Source organism: Gordonia phthalatica, from assembly GCF_001305675.1.
In the GTDB taxonomy this organism is placed as follows: Bacteria; Actinomycetota; Actinomycetes; order Mycobacteriales; family Mycobacteriaceae; genus Gordonia; species Gordonia phthalatica.
Map to the genome: position 1 here is coordinate 2,671,877 of NZ_CP011853.1, position 22,450 is coordinate 2,694,326.

Here is a 22,450-nt window from a genome sequence, read left to right on the forward strand (position 1 = left end):
CACCGATCCACCCCAATGACCCATTAGTGCAGGTCAGAGGAATTCCATCCGAGAGATTCTCAGGAAACTCAGCCCGCGTCGGCGTGGCGAACGACGGGGCTGTAGTGATCAGAACGATCCAAAGTGACTGGTGGGAGCCCAAGAATCGGCAGTGTGGGGCGAAGTGGGGACCGGCGTGGGGCGAAGTGGGGATCGCCGTGGATCAAGTGGGAGGACCGGTGGGGCACGGTGGGGATCAGGGGCCTGATCGACGCCGTCACGCCCGGCCGAGGCACGGCCCGGTGTTGGACGGACACGAAAAGCGGGGCCGCACCCCAGTGGGAGTGCGACCCCGCTCGTGCGAAATCGTCAGCGCGTCGAGTTCGACCTAGAGGTCACGCTCGTCGCGCTCGAACCGTTTGTTGAATCGGTCCTCCATGCGTCGGCTGATCGACTCACCGCTCGCGCCGGAGGCTTTACCGTTCTTCTTCTTGGACGCCGAACCCGCACCGGATCCGGACGCCTCGCCGCGGCCGCCCATGAGGCCGTAGACTGCGGCGCCGAACATCACGAGGAATCCGATGAAGCTCAACACCTTGAGCCCACCGATCTCCACGTCGACCATCAGCCCGCCGACCAACAGGGCGAGTCCAGCCAGGAAGCCGAGCGCCACCACGAGCCGACGACGCGCATTCGGCAAGCCGACCTTGTGACGGGTCACGCTCGACACGAACTTCGGGTCTTCGGCGTAGAGAGCGCTCTCTATTTCATCGAGCATGCGCTGCTCGTGCTCGGAAAGCGGCACCGCTCCTCCCTTACTGACTCGTGGGCAAGTTGTCGGAGTCTCGCCCCTATGTCTCCATACTACGAGCACCGGCCCCCGACGACCACCATTGTCCCCTGTTGGATTCAGTTCAGGCCACCGTACCCCGCGCCGCGGCCCGCTTGGGCGACAACTTCCCCTGCTCGTACGCCAGCAGCGTGGCATCCGCGACATCGAGGAACTCGACGGCCCGGCGCTCGACACGTGCACAGAAGGTGGAATCGACCGACTTGACCAACCCCGCCTCGACGCGCGACCGCATGTTCGACAGACCGCCGAAGTAGTCGGCGAGTTCAGCACATTCGGGCGCACGGGCCTTGATCCGGCTCCACGCGTCCATCGCGCCGCGGCGTCGTCGGACTTTCCCCGCGGGCTCGTAGATCTCGAGGACCGCCCCGGCCGCCCGAATCGCCGCCAGGTAGAACAGTCGAAAGCGCTCGGCGCCGTCATCCTCCACCGATGCGGCCTGGTCGAAGAGCACCTCCGCACGGTCCAGGAGGTCACGGCTGCGGTGGACCACGCGGGGATCGACCGCGCTCGCTCCGGCCGGCGCGGCGACCGCGAGACGCAACCGAGTCGACCGACGACCGGCGTTCCCTGGTGTACTCGACATGTCTTCATTCCTCCGTGTCTGCCCCGGCTCTCCCGGGCTGATGGCATCACCATCGCAGAGGGGTCTGACAATTCCGTTCCGGCGCCGTTGACGCCGAGACGGAAGAGCCTTCCCAAGAGGTACAACACCAATGGCCCGGCAGTGTCTTCCCCACCGCCGAGCCACCGGGTCCATCGCACCGATGCGAACACCAGTTCGATACCGGAAGCCTATCCGGTAATCGGGTCCGGTGGCAAGCGCACCCGGCGCACCGCACTAGTCTCGAACCCGGCCTCCAACCGGATGCCGCCGACGGAGGAAGGAGGAGCGATGCCGTCTCGCCTGGAGTCCGCTTCCATCCGGATCGCACCGCTGCCCGCCGGTCAGGCCCACCTCTGGCTCGATCCCGCCGTCCACACCTACATCACCGCGATGAACTATCCGCGCGGAAGCGAGTCCCATCGGCTCCCGCTCTGGCGGGATCACATCGTGCGTCCCGGCTGGGCCGCGTACGGAGCGTTCGCGACCCTGTCGAGGCTCGACTCGCTGCGCCCCACCTATTCGCGGCTCCGGGTCCGGACGCCGCTCGCCCTGTCCGACTGCGAAGCCCTCGTCGGCGTCGCCTACGGATACAGCGGTGCCGGAGACCAGTGGTGGCATCGTCAGCTCTATTCGGGGCTCCTGCGGGAGGGACACCGCCCCGACGACGCTCGGGCGTTCCTCCGCGACTACTTCGAACTCACCGAACTCCACGTCCATCCCGCCGCGCAGGGTCGCGGGATCGGCGAGCACCTCCTGTCGGCCCTGCTCGCCGACCGCTCCGAGACCAAGGTCCTCCTCTCGACGCCCGAGGTCCCCGACGAGGGAAACCGCGCCTGGGGCCTGTACCGCCGCCTCGGATTCACCGACGTCCTGCGCCATTTCACCTTCGTCGGTGACGCGCGCCCCTTCGCCTTCCTCGGTCGTCCCCTGCCGTTGACCGAACCCGCCGACCCGGCCCGGCGTTGCGTGAAATAGGACGCCTCCACCCCCTTCCTTCGACGCACCGACCCCTCCTTCCCCAGGTCCGAGCACCTCTTCTGGCACGATGAGGCGGTGACTTCGATCCGCCGCTCCTCCGTGCTCGCCCTCGCCGGACTCCTGGCGATGATCCCGATCCTGAGCGGATGCCTGACGAAATCGACGACCGTCGGCGATCAGTTCTCCGGCTCGGTCATCATCGCGACATCGCCGGACAAGCACCCGCAGAAGCCGACCTTCGACATCCCCGCCTCCCTGAGCGGGCAGGTCTGGACCACGGACTACCCGGAACAGACCGAAGGCGCCACCTCCGCGGCCCCCGCACCGACGAGCACCCCGCCGAGCGGTGAGGCACAGCCCTCGCCCGACGGAAAGACCGGCTCCGAGCTCTCGTTCGACCGCCTGTCGGCCGGCCAGTTCGGACAGCTCGGCGACATCATCGCGGCAGCACTCCCCGATTCGTCGGCCACCGTCGATCTGCGCTCCACGCGCAGCGGAGACATCGTGCGATTCCGCGGGTCGGCGTCGCTGGTCGACATGGAGAACGACTCGGTCTACCTCTCGATCTCCATCACCTTCGGCGGCGACGTGGTCGCGACCAACGGCAGGCGGATCGGCGACAGCACCGTGGTGTGGACGCCGCGCGCGGCTCAGAACGTCGAGATGCAGGCCGACGCCGAATACGCCGACCCGGCCACCGCCGCCGTCCCGAGCTGGTCGTGGTTCATGGTGGTGCTGTGCGCGATCATCGTCGCGATGGTCGCCTACGTGGCCTACCAGAATCGGGACCGGTCACCCCGTCCCGGATGGGAGCCCACCGAGCCGCTGTTCCGTCGCAAGTCGAAGGACGACGAGGACGCCGACGGGAGCGACTCCGACAAGGATGCCGACGACGCCGACGCGAAGAGCGAGAAGGACGCCGGGTCGACGAACGACTGACCGGGGTTTCGACTCGCTGCGCTCGCTAATGGAGTCAGCTGAGGATGTCTTTGATCGGTGACACACTCAGTTGTAGGTAGCCAGTCTTCGAGTGAGCACTCTTGCTCGCTGGGCCGTCGTTCAGGCGAGCTCTAGGTTGAGATCGTGCCTTCGGAGATTGCGCCTGCGAGCACAGATTGCTGCTGGGATGATGTGCCGACCCGACCCCGGGTCATCCGGGGCGTGTGGTGTGAGTACTGACCCATTAGCCCGCAACCCGCCCGCCGGCCCGGCTGCCGGTTCCTCGGACGAACATCCGAGGTCATGCAGCCGGGAAGGAGACCGGACCGATGTTTTTCGTAGGAGACGATTGGGCATCTGATCATCACGACCTCGTGGTGATCGACGACGCCGAGAAGGTTTTGGCCAGGGCACGCGTTCTGGTGGGCCCCGACGGCATCACCCAGTTCGCCGAAACCCTCGCCCGCGCCGCGGTGAAGGCCGCCGGCCGACAGCACCGCCGCGGTAGCCGATCAGTCGAGGAGCAGGTCGCTGACCTGGATCCGGATCAGGTGATGGTGTGCATCGAGGTCGATCACGGCCCCTGGGTGCAGGCCTTGGCCGCGACCGGCTATCACGTGTTCGGTGTTGACCCGTTGCAGGCCAAACGATTCCGGGAATCCTTCGGCAGCTCTGGAGCCAAGAGTGATCCGGGCGATGCACTGGCGTTGGCAGAGATGGTCCGGTCTCGGCATCACACCCTGACCGAGGTCGGCGGTGACACCGCCCAGGTGACCGCGATCAAGATCCTGGCCCGCGCTCATCAACGGGCGGTGTGGGACCGGACCCGGTACGCCAACCGGCTCAGGGCCGCGTTGCGGGAGTACTTCCCGATGATCTTGCTGATCTGCTCCGAGTTCAACTGGTCCTTGCACGACCGGACGGTCATCGGCATCTTGATGAAGGCGCCGACGCCTGACCAGGCAGCGAAACTGACAGTGCGGCAACTGCTTCCGCTGCTGAAGCGGCGTCAGAACAAGGACGCTAAAGCAGCCCGCATCCAGCAGATCCTGCGATCTTCGCAGTTGGAGGTCGCCCCCGAGATCGTGCAGGCATACGCGATCAACGTGGCCGCGACAGTCCGGACCATTGTTCGGGTCAATGATCAGATCACCGAGCTCGAAGAGCAGGTCGGTGCCCATTTTTCCGAGCACCCCGACGCTGAGATCTACCTCAGTCAGCCGGGGGTCGGGCTGGTCGTGGGGGCACGACTATGCGGTGAATACGGCGATGACCGGACCCGCTTCCGTTCAGCGAAGGCCCGCCGGAACTTCTCCCAGACCAGCCCGATCACCATCCAGTCAGGGAAATCGAAGATCGTCTGCGCCCGCGCCGCCGGCAATGACTGGCTGCTCGATGCCACGTTCAGACAAGCCAACGCAGCCATTCTCAACGACCCCTACTGTTACGCCTACTACCGCAAGCAACGTGATCGCGGTGCCGAGCACAACGCCGCTCTGCGGCAGCTGGCGAACAAGCTCGTCGGAATCCTTCACGGCTGCCTAGCTCGGCACCAGCAATACAACCCCGCCATTGCCTGGGCGCACGCCTCGATTTCAGTTGCTGCTTGACAACTTCCCACCTAGGGATGTCTCAACCAGCGGAAACGGCCTTCAGAGCGCGGCGAGCGCCCCGCGGGTGTCGATGCCGATCCGGTCCAGGACCTCGCTGGTGGCCTTCACGAAGTTGAGGCTGCAGAAGTGCAGGCAGGGCACGCCCTCGGCGATCAGTCGCTCCGACATCTCGGTGCAGAGATCGATGCCGACCGCGCGTACGTCCGCGCGGTTCTCCTCGGGGCCGTCGCCCGCGGCCTTCGCCAGCCGCTCCTCCACCTGCGGCGGGATCTTGCTGCCGGACAGCTGGGTCATCCGGCGCGCGGTGGCGAGCGACGTGATCGGCATCAGCCCGGGGATCAGCGGCTTGGCGCCCTGCTCCGGGTCCGCGGCGACCAGCCGGTCGCGCAGCCGGAGGTAGTCCTCGACGTCGAAGAAGACCTGGGTCACCGAGAATTCGGCACCGGCGCGCAGCTTCCGCACCAGGTTGCCGGTGTCGGCGGCCAGGTTCGGCGACCGGTGATGTCCCTCGGGGAACGACGCGACGCCGGTGTGGAAGTCACCGAGGTCGTCGATCAGCCGCACCAACTCCTCGGCGTACTCGACACCCTTGCGGTGCTTGACCCACTCGCCTAGCGGGTCGCCGGGCGGGTCGCCGCGCAGCGCGAGCAGGTTGGTGATCCCCTTGTCGGCATAGGCGCCGACCAGGCCGCGGATCTCGTCGATGCTGTGGTTGACCGCCGTCAGGTGTGCCACGGTCAGGAGCGTGGTCTCGGTCGCCAGTTCGCCTGCGATCCGCACGGTCCGATCTCGCGTGGTGCCGCCCGCGCCGTAGGTCATCGACACGAAGGCCGGGTTCATCCGCTCGAAGGTGCGCGCCGTCCGCCACAGGCGGGCCTCCGCCTCCGCGTCACGGGGCGGGAAGAACTCCACCGAGAACGGAATCGGTCCGGGGTACGGGTCGGCCAGGCGCTCGACGACGGACTGGCCCGCGCGGGCCAGGACATCGGAGCTGGGGTGGGTCGAGTCGGTCACGTGCCCATCATACGGATCACCCGGATCGGTAACCTTGCCTGTCGTGGTCACCATTGCGCACGTACCCGCCGCTGTCGACGCGGTGCTGGCGGAGTACTTCGACGCCAACCGCCCGACGCTCGACGCGATCTACCCCGCCGTCGCCGAGGCCGGCGACGTCCTCGCCGACTTCGTCCTCGGCGGCGGTAAGCGGGTCCGGCCCACGTTCGTCTTCGCCGGCTGGCAGTGCGGCGCCCCGACGGCCGACGCGGCCGACGAGACCCTCGCGTTGCGTGTCGGCGCGGCGATCGAACTGATCCAGGCGTGCGCACTGATCCACGACGACATCCTGGACCGTTCCGACACGCGGCGCGGCAGGCCGACGGCCCACCGTCGCTTCGAGACGGTCCACGTCGAGCGCGCGTTCGTCGGCGATCCGGCGCACTTCGGCGTCAGCGCCGCGATCCTCCTCGGCGACCTCGCCCTGGCGTGGGCCGACGACCTGGTCCACGGGATCGCACCCGGCCGATGGACCGATCCCCGCCCCCTGCCCCGACCGGTCGGCGAGTTGTGGGCGCGGATGCGCACCGAGGTCCTCGGCGGACAGCTGCTCGACATCACCAACGAGTCGGCCGCCGACGAGTCCATCACGGCCGCCTACCGGGTGATGGAGTACAAGACCGCCGCCTACACCGTGGCCCGTCCCCTCCAGTTTGGGGCGGCGCTCGCGGGCGCCGATGACGCACTGTCGGAGTCGTTGCACCGCATCGGCATCGACCTCGGGATCGCGTTCCAGCTCCGCGACGACGTCCTCGGCGTGTTCGGCGATCCCGCCGAGACCGGGAAGCCCTCGGGCGACGACCTCGTCGAGGGCAAACGCACGGCGCTCCTCGCAGAGGGACTGCAGCGCGCCTCCGGCCCCGATGCGGAACTGCTGCGCGCGAACATCGGCAGGCCCCTGTCCGACGACGACGTGGCGGCCGCCCGCTCCGTGCTCACCGACTCGGGCGCACTCGCCGCGGTCGAACAGCAGATCGAAGACCGGCTGGACGCCGCGCTCGACGGCATCGACCGCCTGCCGGTCCCCGCCTCCGCCCGAGACGACCTCACGTGGATCGCCCGCCGCATCACGCATCGGCAGCGGTGAGCCGATGACTGCTCCCCATGTCGTGGTCGTCGGCGCCGGCCTGGCCGGGCTCACGGCCGCCGCCCACCTGCGCGGCGCGGGCCACGAGGTCACCGTGCTGGAGGCCGGTGCCGAGCCCGGCGGGCTGGTGCGCACCGAGACCGTCGACGGCCACCGCTTCGACACCGGCGCCACCGTCCTCACCATGCCGACCTTGATCACCGATGCGCTCGGGGTCCTCGGGATCGGCGAGCAGGAGTCCCTCGACCGCCTCGCGCTGGTTCCGGTGGATCCGAGCTACGTGATGAACTACGCCGACGGCTCCACCCTCGCGCTCCCGCGCCGGGCCGCCGACATCCCCGCCGCCGTCGAGCGTGCGTTCGGCGCCGAGGCCGCGGCCGGCGCCCACGACCTGCTGGGCTGGCTGCGTCGGGTGTACGACGCGGAGTTCGACGTCTTCATCGACCGCAACTACGGCGGCCTCGCCGACCTGACCGGTGCGCCGACCCGGCGCGCCGCCGTCGAACTGACCCGACTGCGCACCCTCGGCGGGCTCACCGGCGCCGTCTCCCGGTTCGTCTCGGATCCCCGCGTGCAGCGCGCCTTCACCTTCCAAGCCCTGTACGCGGGCGTTCCACCGCATCGTGCGCGGGCGATCTACGCGATCATCGCCGACATGGACATCGGCCGTGGCCTCACGGCGCCCGCGGGCGGCATGGGCCGCATCGGACGGGTCCTCGCCGATGCGCTCGTGGACGCGGGTGTGCGGATCGAGTACGGCGCCCGCGCGGATCGGATCCTCCGGCGCGGCGACGGCACCGCATCCGGTGTGACGGTCGGCGGGCGGTCCATCCCGGCGGACGCCGTCGTCGCGACCCTTGAGCGCGACGCCGTCGCGGACCTGCTGCGCGAGCCGCGCCCGCGGCGTCGTCTGCGGTATTCACCGAGCGCCGTCGTGGTGCACGGGGTGCTTCCGGTCGGCGTCACGGACTCCTGGCGGTCCGGGCACCACACCCTCGACTTCGGCGAGGCCTGGACCCGGACGTTCGCGGAGATCACCGGCCGCCCCGGGCGGCTGATGTCTGACGGCTCGTTCCTCATCACCCGCTCAGCGGTCTCGGACCCGGCGACCTTCGTCGCAGACGGGCTGGAATCGGTGTCGGTGCTGGCTCCCACCCCCAATCTGGTGTCGGCGGATCTGCCCTGGGACACGCTCGCCGAGCCGTACGCGGCCGAGTTCCTCGGCGTCCTGGAGGGACGGGGGTACGCGGGCATGTCGTCGATGAAGGTGCTGCGCATCGATCATCCGCGCACCTGGCTGCGCGCCGGTCTCCCCGCGGGCACACCGTTCTCCGCAGCCCACACCCTGACGCAGACCGGTCCGCTCCGCACCCCGAACGTGTGGCGCGGTGTCCCCAACCTGGCGATCGGCGGGAGCGCGACGGTGCCCGGTGTCGGCATCCCGCCCGTCGTCATCTCGGGGAAGCTGGCCGCGGCACGGATCGACGACCACCTCCGGTCGGCGCGAGCGAGAGGCGGACGTCGATGACGACCACGGTCACGAAGAGCAGCCCGACGGGCAACCCGCTGCGACGCTACCCCGACGCCTGCCTCGGATTCCTGGGTGCCCTGCTGGTCACCGCGGGCAGTTACGGCCTCTCCGACGTCCCTCGCCTGGACGCCACCCTCCCCGACCTCGGCCTGGCGCCGATGACCTACGGGCACGGGAAGACACTGTCGGGCTTCGCCTTCTGGACGGGTGTCGCCCTGATGGTGATCGCCTGGGTGCGGATCGGTCGCGACCACGAGCGGATGAGCCTGCGGGCGACGATGGGCACGATCGTCGCCTGGACCGCACCGCTGATGGTGGCGATCCCCACCTTCAGCCGCGACGTGTACGCCTACCTCGGGCAGGCGTCGGTGTTCATGCACGGATTCGATCCGTACACGGACGGCCCCGCGCACGCCCCCGGGCCGATCGTCGACTCGATGGCGCAGATCTGGGCGCCGACCACGTCGCCGTACAGTCCGGGTTTCATGCTGTTGCTGCGCGGCATCGTGGAGGTGACCGGCGACAACGTCTTCGCCGGCGTGTTCCTGATCCGCGTCGCCCTGCTGCCCGGCCTGGTGCTGACCATGTGGGCCGTCCCGCGGATCGCCGCGCACTTCGGTGCCAGCCGACGGTTGGGCCTGTGGCTGGTCCTGGTGAACCCGATGCTCCTGATCCATCTCGTCGGCGGCCCCCACCTGGAGCTGCTGATGATGGGCTTCCTCGCCGCAGGCGTCGCCCTGGCCCTCGCCGGCAGGCATGTCGTGGGGCTGGTGGTGCTGGGTCTCGCGATCTCGGTGAAGATCACCGCGGGCATCGCCATCCCGTTCGTCCTGTGGATCTGGATCGATCACGTGCGCAAGCGGCGGGCCGCCGAACGCGGCGTCGACATCGCCGACCCCGCTCTGATCTCCTGGCGCGACCGGGTCGGTCTGTTCGCGGCGACCGCGGCGATCCCGAGCGCGGTGTTCGGCGTGTTCACCCTGATCCTGGGGCTCGGTGTGGGCTGGATGAACGGCCTCGCGTACGCGTCGCGGATCATCAACCCGTTCACCATTCCGATCATGATCGGCCACATCGTCACCTATGCCGCCGCGCCCTTCGCGACGCTGAACCTGCAGGAGGTGCTGCCGGTGACCCGCGGGATCGGCAGCGTGGCCCTGGCGTTGATCCTCGTGTACCTGTGGTGGCGGTACCGGACCGACGAACGATCAGCGATGGCCGGGATGTCGTGGGCGATGCTGGCGCTGCTGCTGCTGGAGCCCTCCACCCTGCCCTGGTATTACACGTGGGTCGCCTGCGTGGTGGTGGCGTTCACGCTCCCGATGTGGGTGCGGCAGGTGGTGGTCGGTGTCAGCACGTTCTACCTGATCGTGTTCCAGCCGGACGACTCGATCCTGTTCTACAAGCCGCTCGAGTCCCTGATGGCGCTCGCCTTCGCCGTCCTCGCCGCGGTCTCGCTGCGTCGACGCGACCCGCTCCGACTCCGGCGGTTCGGCTCGCTGCTGACCCATGGCTGACGTCGAACGCGGCTATGCGCTCGCCGAGGGCATCACCCGCGGTACCGGACGGACCTACTATCTCGCGGCGCGCCTGCTGCCGATCGCCGGTCGGCGGGCCGTCTTCGCTCTGTACGCCTACGCGCGGCTGGTCGACGACGTCGTCGACGAGCCGGGACGCCCCGACGCGCAGGCCGCGCGGCTGGACGCACTGGAGTCGGGACTGTTCGCCGCCATCGCAGGCTCCCCCGCCGTCGACGTCTCGGACGACGACGCCGATGTCTTGGCCGCGCTCGCCGACTCGGTGCGCCGCCTGGGCATCCCGGCGACCACCTTCGACGCGTTCGGCCGCTCGATGCGCATGGACCTGCCCGGGCACCCGCTGTTCCGGAACCGGTACGCCGATCTCGACGAGCTCGCCGAGTACACCTACGGTTCGGCCGCCGTGATCGGCCTGCAACTGCTGCCGGTGCTGGGCGCCGATCCCACCGATCCGGAGACCGCGGCCGGCGCCGCGCTGCTGGGCGACGCCTTCCAGCTCACCAACTTCCTCCGCGACGTCGGCGAGGACGCCGCCCGCGACCGCATCTACCTGCCGCTGGACCACCTCACCGCGTTCGGCGTCGACGAGGCGACGCTGTTCGACGACGCGGCGGCCGGAACGGCGAGTCCACCGATGCGGCGCGCGATCGCCCACCTGATCGCCGTCAACCGCGACCAATACCGTCGAACGGGTGCGGCGATCACCGCCCTACCTCCGCGGACCCGGCCGGCGATCTGCGCGGCGGCGCGCTCCTACAGTGCGATCCTGGCCGAGATCGAGGCACAGGATCACGATGTCTTCGCGGGTCGCGCAGTGGTGCCGGTCCGACGGCGCATCGGCCACGCGATCGTCTCGCTGAGCGGTCGCGCCCGGTTCTGAGAGCCGGCGTTCCTACAGGGCTTCGGCCTGCGCCCGGCGGATCACTTCGCGCGCCGAGTGCGTGTGCAACGCGTCGGCGGGACGCAATCCCAGGTCCTCCTGCTCGGTGAACAGCCACCGCATCGCCTCGTCGCGGCTGAACCCGCCGTCGAGCAGCACGGAGACCAGTCCCTCGAAGTGCTTCGTGAGGCCGTCGGGCCCGAAGAAGACCTCGGGGATCACCGGGACGCCGCCGCGCGATGCGGCCAGCAGATTGTGCTCCCGGATCAGCGTGCGCAGCCGGTTGCCGGAGACCCGGAGGCGGCGCGCCGCATCGTCCAGATCCAGGACCGGGACGTCGTCGGGAAGGATGTCTATCGAAAGCGGAAGGGAACCCACGGTTACAAAGCGTACCGGGACCGTGCGTGCCGACCGCGGGTTGTCGGGGCAAACGGGTAGATTCGTTCATCGTGACCACCCCCGACGATCCCCTCCTGGGCCGAGTCCTGGAGCGGCGCTACCGGATCGACGTGCCGATCGCGCGCGGCGGCATGTCCGCGGTGTACGTCGGCACCGACCTGCGGCTCCACCGGCGGGTGGCCGTCAAGGTGATGGACTCGCGGTACGTGGGCGACCCGTTGTTCCTGCGCCGCTTCGAGTTCGAGGCCCGTGCGGTCGCCGGTCTGAGCCATCCCGGGCTGGTGGCCGTCTACGACCAGAACATCGACGGAGACATCGCCTTCCTGGTGATGGAGCTGGTCCGCGGCGGCAGTCTGCGCGAGCTGCTCCGCGAACGCGGTCCCATGCCTCCCCACGCGGTGGCGTCGGTGGCGATCCCGATGCTCGGCGGCCTCGGCACCGCCCATCGCGCAGGACTGGTCCACCGTGATGTGAAGCCCGAGAACGTGCTCGTCTCGGAGACGGGCGACATCAAGGTCGCCGACTTCGGTCTGGTCCGCGCCGTCGCCGAAGCGGGCGTCACCTCCGCGAGCGTCATCCTCGGCACCGCAGCCTACCTGTCGCCGGAGCAGGTCGAGTCCACCGAGATCGACGCGCGCAGCGACGTCTACTCCGCGGGCATCCTGCTGTTCGAGCTCCTCACCGGACGCCAGCCGTTCAGCGGATCCACGCCCCTCGCTCTGGCCTACCAGCGGCTGACCTACGACGTCCCTGCACCCGGGGACCTCATCGAGGGCGTGCCGCCGCAGTTCGACGAGATCGTCCTGCGCGCCACCGAACGGCGCCCCGGCGACCGGTTCCGCGACGGCTTCGCCATGCAGCACGCCATCCTCGACGCTGCCGACGAACTGGATCTCCCCGCGTTCACCGTCCCGGCCCCGGCGCAGGCGTCCGCCCGCGTGACGTCCGCGATCGCTCGCCCGGTCCGGATGTCCGATCCGCCTCCGCCGCCCGCGCATCACGTCGCCGCGCCGACGCCGCACCCCGCGTACGGGGCCGCTCCCGACGACGCGTACGACGAGTACGACGAACCGTGGGACGACGAGCGCTGGGACGACGACTGGCATCCGGACGACGAGCGCGACGACGACGTCGTTCAAGCCGGCGATCCGGCCGCCACCTCGGGCGGCCGGCTGCTCGCCCTGATCTGGACCGTCATCGTCATCGCCGTCGCCGCTGGACTCGGCGCCGTCGGCTGGGCCGTCGGCGGCTCGCTGGTCTGACGGACTCATCGACAGAGAACTCGGCCCCCGAACCGATCCGTGAGATCTGTTCGGGGGCCGAGCTCTGTTGTCCGTCACTGCGGGACTCGAGCGAGTCCGGGTCAGCCGCGCAGCATCTCCGCGACGAGGAACGCCAGCTCCAGCGACTGCTGGGTGTTCAGGCGGGGGTCGCACGCCGTCTCGTAGCGGCCCTCGAGATCGAGGTCGGAGATGTCCTGAGCACCGCCCAGGCACTCGGTGACGTCTTCGCCGGTCAGCTCGATGTGGACGCCGCCCGGGTGGGTGCCGAGTGCGCGATGCACCTCGAAGAAACCCTGCACCTCGTCGACCACGCGGTCGAAGTGGCGGGTCTTGAAGCCGGTCGACGCGGTGTGGGTGTTGCCGTGCATGGGATCGCACTGCCAGATCACCTTGTGGCCGGTGTCCTCGACGGCCCGGACGATCGCGGGCAGGACCTCCCGAACCTTGCCGTTGCCCATGCGCGAGACCAGGGTCAGGCGGCCGGGACGGTTCTCCGGGTCCAAGGCCTCGACGTATTCGACGGCCATCTCGGGCGTGGTGGTCGGACCGATCTTCACGCCGATCGGGTTGCTGATCATCTTGGCGAACGCGATGTGTGCGCCGTCGAGCTGACGGGTGCGCTCACCGATCCACAGGTAGTGCGCGGAGAGGTCGTAGAGCGTCTTGTCGTCGCCGCCGCGCGGGTTGTTCGCCAAGCGCAGCATGGCGCGCTCGTAGTCCATGACGAGCGCCTCGTGCGAGGCGTAGATGGATGCGGACTCCAGGCTGGAGTCGGTGACGCCGCAGGCGTCCATGAACCGCAGGCCGCGATCGATCTCGGCGGCCAGCGCCTCGTACCGGGCACCGGCGGGCGACGTGCGGACGAACTCGCGGTTCCAGTTGTGCACGTGGGCCAGGCGGGCCTCGGAACCGGTCAGCGCGCGCACCAGGTTCATCGCGGCCGCGGCATTCGCGTAGGCGCGCACCAGGCGCGACGGGTCGTGGACGCGGGCGGCGTCGGACGCCTCCAGCCCATTGACCATGTCGCCGCGGTACGAGAGGAGTCCGAGCGCATCGGTGTCGGCCGAACGCGGCTTGGCGTACTGGCCTGCGATGCGCGCGACCTTCACCACGGGCAGGCTGGCACCGTAAGTCAGGACGACGGCCATCTGCAGCAGGGTGCGGATGTTGCCCTTGATGTGCGGCTCGGTGTTGGCGGCGAAGGTCTCGGCGCAGTCGCCGCCCTGCAGCATGAACGCACGGCCGTGCGCCACTTCGGCGAGCTGATCGGCCAGTGCCTCCACCTCGGACGGCATGCAGATCGGCGGCACGCTCTCCAGGACGGTGCGCATCTTGTGCGCCTCTTCCTTGGGCCAGCTCGGCTGCTGCAGCGCCGGGCGGGCCAGCATGTCGTCGAACTCCTCGGCCAGATGTCCGGGCAGCGGAGGGAGTTCGGGCAGTTCGTCGATCGGCACGTCTACGGTCCAGTTCACCACTCGACCAGCCTAGCCTGACGAACCAGACCACGCCGACGAAGCCTCCGACCCACTGGGAGACCAGTCGGCCGCAGCGCTAGTGCGCCGACCGCGCCTCCTCGATCGCCCGCCACTTCACGAGGTTGTGTCGAGCGTCGGCGAGGGCGTCGTGCGCGTTCTTCGGGGCCGGCGGGATCTCGGGGTGCCCGGCCGACTCCCAGTGCTGCCGCAGTTCCCGGGTGTAGCGCGGCATCTCCCGCGGGAGCTGCGTCATGTCGCCCCACAGCTGGCACAGCACCACGTGGTCGTAGGCGCCGACCCACGCCCACAGCTCCACCCGATCACCGGGGGCCGTGAGGAACTCGAACAGGCTCTCGCGGATCGCGCGACGACTCCGCCACGCCTTGTCCGCGGGAGACGGCAGCTTGTCCAGGACATTGGTGCGAACCCAGTCGCCCGCGCGGTTGGGGTCGAACTCCGTCGACACCGCGTAATACTCGCGGCCGTCCTCCGCGACCACCCCGATCGACACCAGCTCGATGGTCGTTCCGTCTTCGATGAACTCGGTGTCGTAGAAGTAGCGCACGGGGTCTGATTATCCACGCCCGGTGTCGCTCGCCGAAAAGACCGGGTGGCAAGGAATACTGGCAGTCATGTCCTTCGCACCCGGCCAGGAGCCGGCAGGCCCCGCCCTGCGGCTGCGCTCGTGGCGACCCGGCACCGCCGTGAAGGTCGGCATCGTCGTCGCCTTCGCGTTGTCGGCGATGCTCCAGATCTTCGGAGTCCCCTTCACCTCGAGTTTCGGCACCCGCACCCGGTTCGACATGGACGTCTACCGGATCGGCGGCCAGATCTGGCACCAGGGTCTGAGCCTGTACGCGGACGGGTCGATGCCGTTCACCACCGACGGCATCTGGCTGCCGTTCACCTATCCGCCGTTCGCCGCGCTCCTGTTCACGCCGCTCGGCGCGATCCCCCTGTCGGTGGCGAGCATCGGGATCTCGCTCGTCACCGCGGCGCTGCTGATCTATGTCACGAAACTGTCGCTCGCGCTCCTGGACATCGGCTCGCGCGACAACCGCTGGTGGCTGGCGACCGGCCTGTCGGTCGCCACGATCTGGTTCAACCCGTTCTGGATGACCCTCGGATTCGGTCAGATCAACGTGGTCCTGATGGCCATGATCATGATCGACGTCTTCGTCCTGCACCGCCGTGCCACCGACGGCGGCGGCTCGTCCGCCGGCTGGGGTCGCGGCGTCCTCATCGGCGTCGCCTCCGCCATCAAGCTCACCCCGCTGGTCTTCCTGGGGGTGTTCTTCATCGCCGGACGGTTCCGCGCGGTGGTCACCGGTCTGGTCACCTTCGCGGTGGCCGCGGGCATCGGATGGCTGTGGATGCCCGACGACTCGCGCACCTACTGGACCGACACCCTGTTCCACACGGCCCGGATCGGGCAGCCCGAGGGACGCATCAACCAGAATCTGAACGCCGCGGGGCTGCGGATCTTCGGCGACGGCAGCGCGTCGTCGTACTGGTGGATCGGGACGAGCCTCGCGGTCACCGTCCTCGCCCTGCTGGCGGCGCGGTCGTGGCATCCGGTCGACGCCTTCGCGCCCGGTCCGATGACCGGTCGCGTGGCGGCGCTCGCGGTGACCTGCATCGTGGCCGTGTGGGGTCTGCTCGTGTCACCGACCACCTGGGCGCACCACTGGGTGTGGTGCATTCCGGCGATCCTGCTGTGCCTGACCCTGGCGTACCGCATCGGCACGCGTGCGGCCCGCATCACGTACTACGGGCTCGCCGGCGTCGGAACGGTGATCTTCGCGATCGGCCCGTTCCAGCTGCTGCCGCCGATCGAGGACGGCTGGTCGTTCTGGCAGCACATCGTCGGGAACTCGTTCAGCCTGTGGGGCATCGCGTTCCTGGCCGCGCTGTGGCTGCTCCCCCGGCGTCAGCCGACCGCGTGACGGTCAGGCCGCCGACTCGGGCTTGACGCCCGGGGTCGACGGCGGCACGTCGTTCGTCTTGTTCTTCAGGCTCGCGGCGTACACGTCGACGTACTGCTGGCCGCCGAGCTGCATCAGCGCATACATGATCTCGTCGGTGACGGCACGCTCGATGAACCGGTTGCCCGCCATGCCCTCGTAACGGGAGAAGTCCAGCGGCTTGCCGACGCGGACCGTGATGCGGGTGGGGCGAGGAAGGATGGTGCCGGGAGGGTTGATGCGGTCGGTGCCGACCATCGCGATCGGGATCACCGGCACACCGGTCTCCAGCGCCATGCGAGCCAGGCCGGTCTTGCCCTTGTACAGGCGGCCGTCGGGCGAGCGGGTGCCCTCCGGGTACAGGCACAGCAGGCGACCGTCCTCCTGGAGGACGCGCTTGCCCGCCGACAGGGCGCCGGCAGCGGCGCTCGCGCCGGAACGGTCGATCGGGATCTGCCCCGAGGCGCTGAAGAACCACTTCTTGAAGCGGCCCTTGATGCCCTTCTCGGTGAAGTACTCGCTCTTGGCGAGGAAGAAGATGCGGCGCGGGCACATCAGCGGAAGGTAGAAGCTGTCGACGACGGCCAGGTGGTTCGACGCGATGAGCGCGGGACCGTGCTCAGGGATGTTCTCGACGCCCTCGACGCGCGGCCGGCCCATCAAGCGCAGACCGGGGCCCATGAAGATGTATTTGAAAAGGTAGTACCACATGGATGCTCCTGCCCCACTTCGTTGAATCCGAGTGCATGACATCACTCCCGGCGCGCGGACGCGTCGGGAGCAACTTTACTGACCGCCCGCAGCCTGCGCCGCAAGGCCCTGCCGCGCGACCTCGGCGGCTCCGATCGTTCCCGCCGCGTCGCCGAGTTGAGTGCCGCGGATCCGCGCCAGTCGGCGGTGCCCGCTACCCGTGATGGCCGCGGCGTAATGCTCACGCGCGTCGTCGAGGAACAGGCTCGACGCGGCGCCGACACCGCCGGCGAGGACGATGAGGTCGGGATCGAACACGTCCGCGATCATCCCGAGCCCGTAGCCGAGCCAGCGTGCCAGGTCCTGGTAGGCGGCGATGGCGACCGGATCGCCGTCGGCGGCGGCCGCGGCGACCCGTCGCCCGGTCAGCGATCCGGGGTCGGCCTCCGATTCGGCGGCCAGCACACTGCGCGGGTTGTCCTGGGCGGCGAGGAGTTCGAGCACCGTGTCGACCAGTGCGGTGCCGCTGCAGTACCGCTCCCAGCAGCCGCGCTTGCCGCAACTGCAGGGCCGACCGTTCGGGACCACGGTGAGGTGCCCGAACTCAGGTGCGACGCCGAAGCTTCCGCGGTAGATCCGTCCGTCCTGGATCATGCCCGCACCGATGCCCGTGCCGATCGACAGGACGAGGGTGTTGTGCCCGCCCGCCGCGGCACCGAACTGCAGCTCGGCCAGGGCGGCCGAGTTGGCGTCGTGCTCGGCGAAGACCGGCAGCCCGATCAGCTCGGTCATGATCTCGGGGACCCGCGCCTCCCGCCAGGCCAGATGCGGAGCGAACCGCACGGTCTGCCGGTCCGGGGTCAGGAATCCGGCGATCGCGAGGCCGACGGCGGCCACCGCCCATCGGTCGCGGAGTTCGGCGACGAGCCGCTGCAGGCAGTGCTCCAGGGATTCGGCGGTGGGCGGCGTCGCTGTACGCAGCGTGTCGAGTCGTCGACCCTGCGCGTCGACGACCGACGCGCGGACGCTGGTCCCGCCGATGTCGATGCCGACGGTCAGGACGTCACTGGCACGACCGGCCATCTCAGTTGCTCGCCCGGTTGATGTTGACGATGATCGGCTCGAAGTGCGGGGTGGCCGCCGTCTCCCCGGGCCCGTCGGACCGGAGCGTCTCGGCGACCGCCTCGAGGACGGCGATCAACGCGGCGATGATGCGCGCGAGGAGGTCGCCGAACTCCTTGACGAGCGTTCCGAGCTCCCCCATCAACTCCGGGACGGGCGAGCCGCCCATCGCCGTGCCGCCGGCACCGGCGATCAATCCGGCGAGCTGGTCGATCTGATTCGCGAATCCGAGCAGCAGTGCCTGCACCGGATCGCCGTCGGCGGAGCCGGCACCCGTGGTGCTGCTGGCATCGGTCATGGTCGAAGGTTCCTCAACTCTGCTTCTGACGACATCGGGATCGGACGGTATGGACAATCGACGCTACCGGTCCGCGCCCCGGATCCGTACCCCCGGGCCGCGCTCTGGTGAGCGACCGCACACCCATGATGCGCGGTGATCCGCGTCGCCGTGCGCGAGATGATCAACTCACCCGCATCGGCCGCTGCGGCCAGACCCGAGGGTCGGGCCGGAACTGCAGGACCAGCCGTCCGTCCGTCCAGTCGGCTCCGGCGACGACGCAGCGGCGCAGGACCGACGGGAGCCGCACGGGGAACCGGAATCCGGAGATCGTGATCAACAGATCGTCACCCGATCGGCCCAGTTCCAGGCGGTCGGGATCGGGCAGACCTTGTCGCCACGCCAGTTCGAAGAGGCTTTCGAGATCCTCTCCCGACACATGGGTCACGGTCAGCGCTCCCGATCCGCGCGGGCGGCCCGTCGGGTCCGGCAGGTCGATGTCGATGCGCCGGAGCCGCGACAGCCGGTCGAGCGGGTCCGCGGCGGCGTCGACGACGCTCACGGTCACGTCGGGGTCGTCGGCCAGCAGGCCGCGCGCGACGTCCTCGGTGGCGCCGCCCGGACCGCCTGCCCCGTTGTTGACCAGCACCGACCGCAGGGGAAGTCCCATCAGGTCGCTGATCGCGACGTGGTCGGCGAGCGCTCTGGCGCCGCGGTCGCCGCCGTCGACCACCAGGTGCGCGGACACTCCGTGCGGGTCGACGAGCAGCTCGATCAGGTCTTGGCAGTCGCGGTCGATGCCCTCCACCGCCGCCGACAACTGCGCCAGCGCCGGCTTCTCCGACGCCTCGGCCAGTCGCGCGTGACGGGGCCACAGTCGTTCCAGCGCGGCGGACAGGACGGTCGGGGCGCGCAGCAGCGCCAAGGGGTCGCTGCAGCCCGAGAGGTCGACGACGATGCGCTGCCAGCGACCCGCGGTGGCGGCGTCACGGACCTGACGGAGCAGCAGGAACTCCTGTGCCCCCGGCAGGGTCGAGAGCTCACCGGGATCGACGGACGCGAGGGTGCCGACCAGCGGCAGCAGCGTCGACACGCCGGCGACGGCGGCGAGCGCCGCGGTGAAGTCCGACCACGCGTTCTCGACGACTCGCAGCGGATCCACCTGCAGGAGGTCGACGTCGGCGGTCACCGGCACCGGTTCCCCGGGCACGCGCAGCACGCCGAGCCGCTCCGGCAGGTACGACCGTCCGTCGAGGGAGACGAGGAGCGTTCCGCGCTCGCTGCCCACGCGGAGGCCGGACCGCGGGTGCGTCGAGCGGTCGCCCAGCGCCGCCGCAGCGGAGAGCACGGACACGCCCGAGCCACCGGGCCCGAACACCAGATGGATGGGAGCTAAGTCGATCAGCCTTCGACCCTCTTCTTGAGTTCGCCGAGCGCCGTCTCGGTGATGGCCTTCTCCGCCCGCCGTTTCAGCTGGCTGATCATCGGGATCCGCAGGTCCACCATCAGGGTGTAGGTGACCTTGGTCGATCCCGGCACCTGCTGCACCAGGCGGTAGCTGCCCTCCTGGGCGCGCTGCAAGTCGCTGGACAGGAGTGTCCAGGACACCCCGGCGCCGTCGTCGTCCCAGACGTAGCGGAGTTCGTAGGTGTCGGCGAGCACGCCCGCGTCGAGGACGAAGGTGACGTGCACGCCCCGCCCCTGAGCGTCACGCTCGACGACGTTCACCTCGCGGGCCGCGGTGACCCACTCCGGGTACGCGTCGAAGTCCGCGATCACCGCCAGGATGTCGGCGACGTCGGCGTTCATGACGATCGACTGCTCAGTGTGGTCGGCCAACGCTCACTCCTCGGCAGCCGCGACGGCGGGCGCTCCGACCTCGCGGTCGCCCTCCAGCAGCCATTTGACGTGAAAAGACATCTCTTTCCCCGTGATCCGCCGCAGTCGGTTCATCTCGGCGAGTGCGTCCATGCACTCGCGAGGATCGGTCGGCAGCGGGCCGACGGGCTCTGCATGCAGATAATAGTGGAGCACGAATCCGTCCATGCACTCCTCACACCAGATCTCCATGGTTCCGGCGATGGGGCCCTCGACGGTCCAGCGCACGCCCTGGTGTCCGCGGTCTTCGACAACTGTCAACGCCAGATCCGGCCACCACTGACGCCACCGCGCCCGGTCGCCCACGACGGGGCCGGCCAGGGTGGGGGCCGCGGCGATGAAGACCTCGTCGGCAACCTGAATGCTCGTCACCGTCCTAGCTTCACACACGCGCTCCCGCGGGAGAAACCCACTCGTGCTGAACCCCACGAGCCGTGGGTCTAAGATCACTCTCAGATTCAGCTCGTTCTAAGAATTTTCGGTTCCGGAAGGTGTATTACATGGCCGAATGCCGCGTGCCCGCGAAGTTTGAGATCCCGGAGGAGCGGAATGCGTCCGACGTGCTCTTCGACCTCGTCGAGAAGAACGGCAGCAAGACCGTGTTCCGCAAGCAGCAGGGGACGCAGTGGCTCCCCGTCACCGCTGCCGAGGCGGGAGCGCAGGTCGTCGCCCTGGCCAAAGGCCTGATCGCGTCCGGCATCGAGCCCGGCGACCGCGTCGCCCTGGTGTCCTCCACGCGCCTCGAATGGACGTTGCTGGACTTCGCGATCTGGTCGGCCGGTGCCGTCACCATCCCGATCTACGACTCGTCGTCGGGTCCGCAGATCGACTGGATCATGCGTGACTCGGGTGCCAAGACGATCATCGTCGAGACCGACGGCCACCGCACGGTCGCCGAGTCGGCCGACGCCGTCGACGACTCGGTGACGGTCTTCCAGATCGACGTCGCCGACGGACAGGGCATCGTCGATCTGCTCACCGAGCGCGGCAAGGACGTCGCCGACGACGAGGTGACCGCCCGCCGGCGCACGTTGAAGGCGTCGAGCCCCGCCACCCTGATCTACACCTCGGGCACGACGGGTCGCCCGAAGGGCTGCATGCTGACGCACTCGAACCTCCTGGGCGAGATCGAGGGCGTCATGCAGACGTCGCTGAACACGTTGCTGGGCGACGGCAAGCGCCTGCTGCTGTTCCTGCCGCTGGCTCACGTCCTGGCCCGCGCCATCAACCTGGTCGCGATGGAGGCCGGCGTCGAGATCGGCTACACCTCCGACATCCCGAACCTCATCCCGACGTTCGCGGTCTTCAAGCCGTCGCTGATCCTGTCGGTGCCCCGCGTCTTCGAGAAGGTCTACAACTCGGCGCGCCAGGGCGCGCACGACGGCGGCAAGGGCAAGATCTTCGACCTGGCGGCCGACACCGCCGTCGAGTACTCCACCGCCAAGCAGAACGGCGACGTGAACCTGCTGCTCCGCGCCAAGCACGCGCTGTTCGACAAGCTGGTCTACGCCAAGCTCCGCACGGCCCTCGGCGGCCAGTGCGAGCTCGCCATCTCCGGCGGCGCTCCCCTCGGTTCGCGCCTCGGACACTTCTTCAGCGGCGTCGGCATCCCGGTCTACGAGGGCTACGGCCTCACCGAGACCACCGCCGCGATCGCGGTGAACACGCCGGGCGTGGTGAAGGTCGGCACCGTGGGCCGCCCGATCCCCGGCAACACGGTCCGCATCGCCGACGACGGCGAGATCCTGCTGTCCGGCGAGGTGGTCTTCGCCGGCTACTGGAAGAACGAGAAGGCCACCGCGGAGGCCATCACCGACGGCTGGTTCCACACCGGCGACCTCGGTGCCCTGGACGCGGACGGTTTCCTCCGGATCACCGGCCGCAAGAAGGAGATCATCGTCACCGCCGGAGGCAAGAACGTCTCCCCGGCGCCGATGGAGGACATCATCCGGGCCAGCGCCCTCGTGTCGCAGGCCGTGGTCGTCGGTGACCAGAAGCCGTTCATCGGCGGTCTGGTGACCATCGACCCGGAGGCCTTCCCCGCGTGGAAGGAGCGCAACGGCAAGTCCGCCGACGCCACCGTCGCCGACCTGGTCGACGACCCCGACCTGCGCGCCGAGGTCCAGAAGGCGGTCGACGCCGCGAACGAAACCGTCTCGCACGCCGAGACGATCAAGAAGTTCCGCGTGCTGCCGTCCGACTTCACCGAGGACTCGGGCGAACTGACGCCGACCATGAAGGTGAAGCGCAACGTGGTCGCCGAGAAGTGGGCCGACGAGATCGCCGCGATCTACACCAAGTAGCGAA

Annotated in this window: 22 protein-coding genes; 10 read left to right on the forward strand and 12 right to left on the reverse strand. The window is 69.1% G+C overall.

Annotated features, from left to right (window positions below):
* Positions 1 to 367: 367 nt before the first annotated feature.
* Together ACH46_RS12515 and ACH46_RS12520 are read right to left on the reverse strand one after the other, a co-directional pair.
* The gene (locus ACH46_RS12515; protein ID WP_062393221.1) at positions 368 to 784 is read right to left on the reverse strand and encodes a DUF3040 domain-containing protein; all 417 of its coding nucleotides are present in this window, start codon (positions 782 to 784) and stop codon (positions 368 to 370) included.
* A 109-nt stretch (positions 785 to 893) separates the two neighbouring features.
* Entirely contained in the window at positions 894 to 1,415 is a 522-nt protein-coding gene (locus ACH46_RS12520) for an SAV_6107 family HEPN domain-containing protein (protein WP_062393222.1), read from the reverse strand.
* A gap of 309 nt (positions 1,416 to 1,724) precedes the next feature.
* Here ACH46_RS12520 and ACH46_RS12525 point away from each other — a divergent pair, with 309 nt between their 5' ends.
* The 3 genes from ACH46_RS12525 to ACH46_RS12535 all read left to right on the forward strand — a co-directional run bounded on the left by ACH46_RS12525 (position 1,725) and on the right by ACH46_RS12535 (position 4,963).
* Entirely contained in the window at positions 1,725 to 2,411 is a 687-nt protein-coding gene (locus ACH46_RS12525; RefSeq protein WP_062395373.1) for a GNAT family N-acetyltransferase, read from the forward strand.
* Positions 2,412 to 2,489: 78 nt separating this feature from the next.
* Positions 2,490 to 3,353 carry an LppM family (lipo)protein gene (locus tag ACH46_RS12530; protein ID WP_062393223.1) on the forward strand — a complete coding sequence of 288 codons (864 nt, stop codon included), beginning with the start codon at positions 2,490 to 2,492 and terminating at the stop codon, positions 3,351 to 3,353.
* A 374-nt stretch (positions 3,354 to 3,727) separates the two neighbouring features.
* Positions 3,728 to 4,963 (forward strand): IS110 family RNA-guided transposase, encoded by a 1,236-nt coding sequence (locus ACH46_RS12535; RefSeq protein WP_236995100.1) that lies wholly within the window; start codon positions 3,728 to 3,730, stop codon positions 4,961 to 4,963.
* A gap of 42 nt (positions 4,964 to 5,005) precedes the next feature.
* Here the strand turns inward: ACH46_RS12535 and ACH46_RS12540 are convergent, their stop codons facing one another.
* On the reverse strand, positions 5,006 to 5,980 hold the full coding sequence (locus tag ACH46_RS12540; RefSeq protein ID WP_062393225.1) for a methylenetetrahydrofolate reductase: 975 nt from the start codon (positions 5,978 to 5,980) through the stop codon (positions 5,006 to 5,008).
* A gap of 43 nt (positions 5,981 to 6,023) precedes the next feature.
* Between ACH46_RS12540 and ACH46_RS12545 the strand changes: the two genes are divergently transcribed.
* From ACH46_RS12545 to ACH46_RS12560, 4 genes are read left to right on the forward strand one after another with little or no spacing between them, the layout of a single operon-like run.
* On the forward strand, positions 6,024 to 7,106 hold the full coding sequence (locus ACH46_RS12545) for a polyprenyl synthetase family protein (RefSeq protein ID WP_062393226.1): 1,083 nt from the start codon (positions 6,024 to 6,026) through the stop codon (positions 7,104 to 7,106).
* 4 nt (positions 7,107 to 7,110) lie between these two features.
* On the forward strand, positions 7,111 to 8,634 hold the full coding sequence (gene crtI / locus ACH46_RS12550) for a phytoene desaturase family protein (RefSeq protein WP_062393227.1): 1,524 nt from the start codon (positions 7,111 to 7,113) through the stop codon (positions 8,632 to 8,634).
* On the forward strand, positions 8,631 to 10,154 hold the full coding sequence (gene mptB / locus ACH46_RS12555; RefSeq protein WP_062393228.1) for a polyprenol phosphomannose-dependent alpha 1,6 mannosyltransferase MptB: 1,524 nt from the start codon (positions 8,631 to 8,633) through the stop codon (positions 10,152 to 10,154). The genes crtI and mptB overlap by 4 nt, the downstream gene beginning before the upstream one ends.
* Positions 10,147 to 11,055: a phytoene/squalene synthase family protein gene (locus ACH46_RS12560; protein WP_062393229.1), complete on the forward strand. Its 909-nt coding sequence runs from the start codon at positions 10,147 to 10,149 to the stop codon at positions 11,053 to 11,055. Before mptB ends, ACH46_RS12560 begins: the two co-directional genes overlap by 8 nt.
* A gap of 12 nt (positions 11,056 to 11,067) precedes the next feature.
* Here ACH46_RS12560 and ACH46_RS12565 read toward each other — a convergent pair whose 3' ends face one another.
* The gene (locus ACH46_RS12565; RefSeq protein ID WP_062393230.1) at positions 11,068 to 11,433 is read right to left on the reverse strand and encodes an Rv2175c family DNA-binding protein; all 366 of its coding nucleotides are present in this window, start codon (positions 11,431 to 11,433) and stop codon (positions 11,068 to 11,070) included.
* 71 nt (positions 11,434 to 11,504) lie between these two features.
* Between ACH46_RS12565 and ACH46_RS12570 the strand changes: the two genes are divergently transcribed.
* Positions 11,505 to 12,716 (forward strand): protein kinase domain-containing protein, encoded by a 1,212-nt coding sequence (locus tag ACH46_RS12570; protein ID WP_062393231.1) that lies wholly within the window; start codon positions 11,505 to 11,507, stop codon positions 12,714 to 12,716.
* A gap of 101 nt (positions 12,717 to 12,817) precedes the next feature.
* Here ACH46_RS12570 and ACH46_RS12575 read toward each other — a convergent pair whose 3' ends face one another.
* A complete protein-coding gene (locus ACH46_RS12575) occupies positions 12,818 to 14,212 on the reverse strand; it encodes a class II 3-deoxy-7-phosphoheptulonate synthase (protein ID WP_062393232.1) in 1,395 nt (464 codons plus the stop codon).
* 76 nt (positions 14,213 to 14,288) lie between these two features.
* The gene (locus ACH46_RS12580) at positions 14,289 to 14,777 is read right to left on the reverse strand and encodes a polyadenylate-specific 3'-exoribonuclease AS (protein WP_062393233.1); all 489 of its coding nucleotides are present in this window, start codon (positions 14,775 to 14,777) and stop codon (positions 14,289 to 14,291) included.
* Positions 14,778 to 14,844: 67 nt separating this feature from the next.
* On the opposite strand from ACH46_RS12580, the gene ACH46_RS12585 reads away from it, so the two are divergent.
* Positions 14,845 to 16,158 (forward strand): glycosyltransferase 87 family protein, encoded by a 1,314-nt coding sequence (locus ACH46_RS12585; protein ID WP_062393234.1) that lies wholly within the window; start codon positions 14,845 to 14,847, stop codon positions 16,156 to 16,158.
* Between the two features lie 3 nt (positions 16,159 to 16,161).
* Here ACH46_RS12585 and ACH46_RS12590 read toward each other — a convergent pair whose 3' ends face one another.
* The 6 genes from ACH46_RS12590 to ACH46_RS12615 form a co-directional block, all read right to left on the reverse strand.
* On the reverse strand, positions 16,162 to 16,887 hold the full coding sequence (locus tag ACH46_RS12590) for a lysophospholipid acyltransferase family protein (RefSeq protein ID WP_062393235.1): 726 nt from the start codon (positions 16,885 to 16,887) through the stop codon (positions 16,162 to 16,164).
* A 75-nt stretch (positions 16,888 to 16,962) separates the two neighbouring features.
* Positions 16,963 to 17,949 carry an ROK family protein gene (locus ACH46_RS12595; protein WP_062393236.1) on the reverse strand — a complete coding sequence of 329 codons (987 nt, stop codon included), beginning with the start codon at positions 17,947 to 17,949 and terminating at the stop codon, positions 16,963 to 16,965.
* Position 17,950: 1 nt separating this feature from the next.
* On the reverse strand, positions 17,951 to 18,286 hold the full coding sequence (locus ACH46_RS12600) for a hypothetical protein (protein ID WP_062393237.1): 336 nt from the start codon (positions 18,284 to 18,286) through the stop codon (positions 17,951 to 17,953).
* A gap of 163 nt (positions 18,287 to 18,449) precedes the next feature.
* On the reverse strand, positions 18,450 to 19,646 hold the full coding sequence (locus ACH46_RS12605) for an ArsA family ATPase (RefSeq protein ID WP_062393238.1): 1,197 nt from the start codon (positions 19,644 to 19,646) through the stop codon (positions 18,450 to 18,452).
* A 20-nt stretch (positions 19,647 to 19,666) separates the two neighbouring features.
* Positions 19,667 to 20,104: an SRPBCC family protein gene (locus ACH46_RS12610; protein ID WP_062393239.1), complete on the reverse strand. Its 438-nt coding sequence runs from the start codon at positions 20,102 to 20,104 to the stop codon at positions 19,667 to 19,669.
* A gap of 3 nt (positions 20,105 to 20,107) precedes the next feature.
* On the reverse strand, positions 20,108 to 20,515 hold the full coding sequence (locus ACH46_RS12615) for a hypothetical protein (protein WP_062395374.1): 408 nt from the start codon (positions 20,513 to 20,515) through the stop codon (positions 20,108 to 20,110).
* A 128-nt stretch (positions 20,516 to 20,643) separates the two neighbouring features.
* Here ACH46_RS12615 and ACH46_RS12620 point away from each other — a divergent pair, with 128 nt between their 5' ends.
* Positions 20,644 to 22,446: an AMP-dependent synthetase/ligase gene (locus ACH46_RS12620; protein ID WP_062393240.1), complete on the forward strand. Its 1,803-nt coding sequence runs from the start codon at positions 20,644 to 20,646 to the stop codon at positions 22,444 to 22,446.
* Positions 22,447 to 22,450 lie beyond the last annotated feature (4 nt).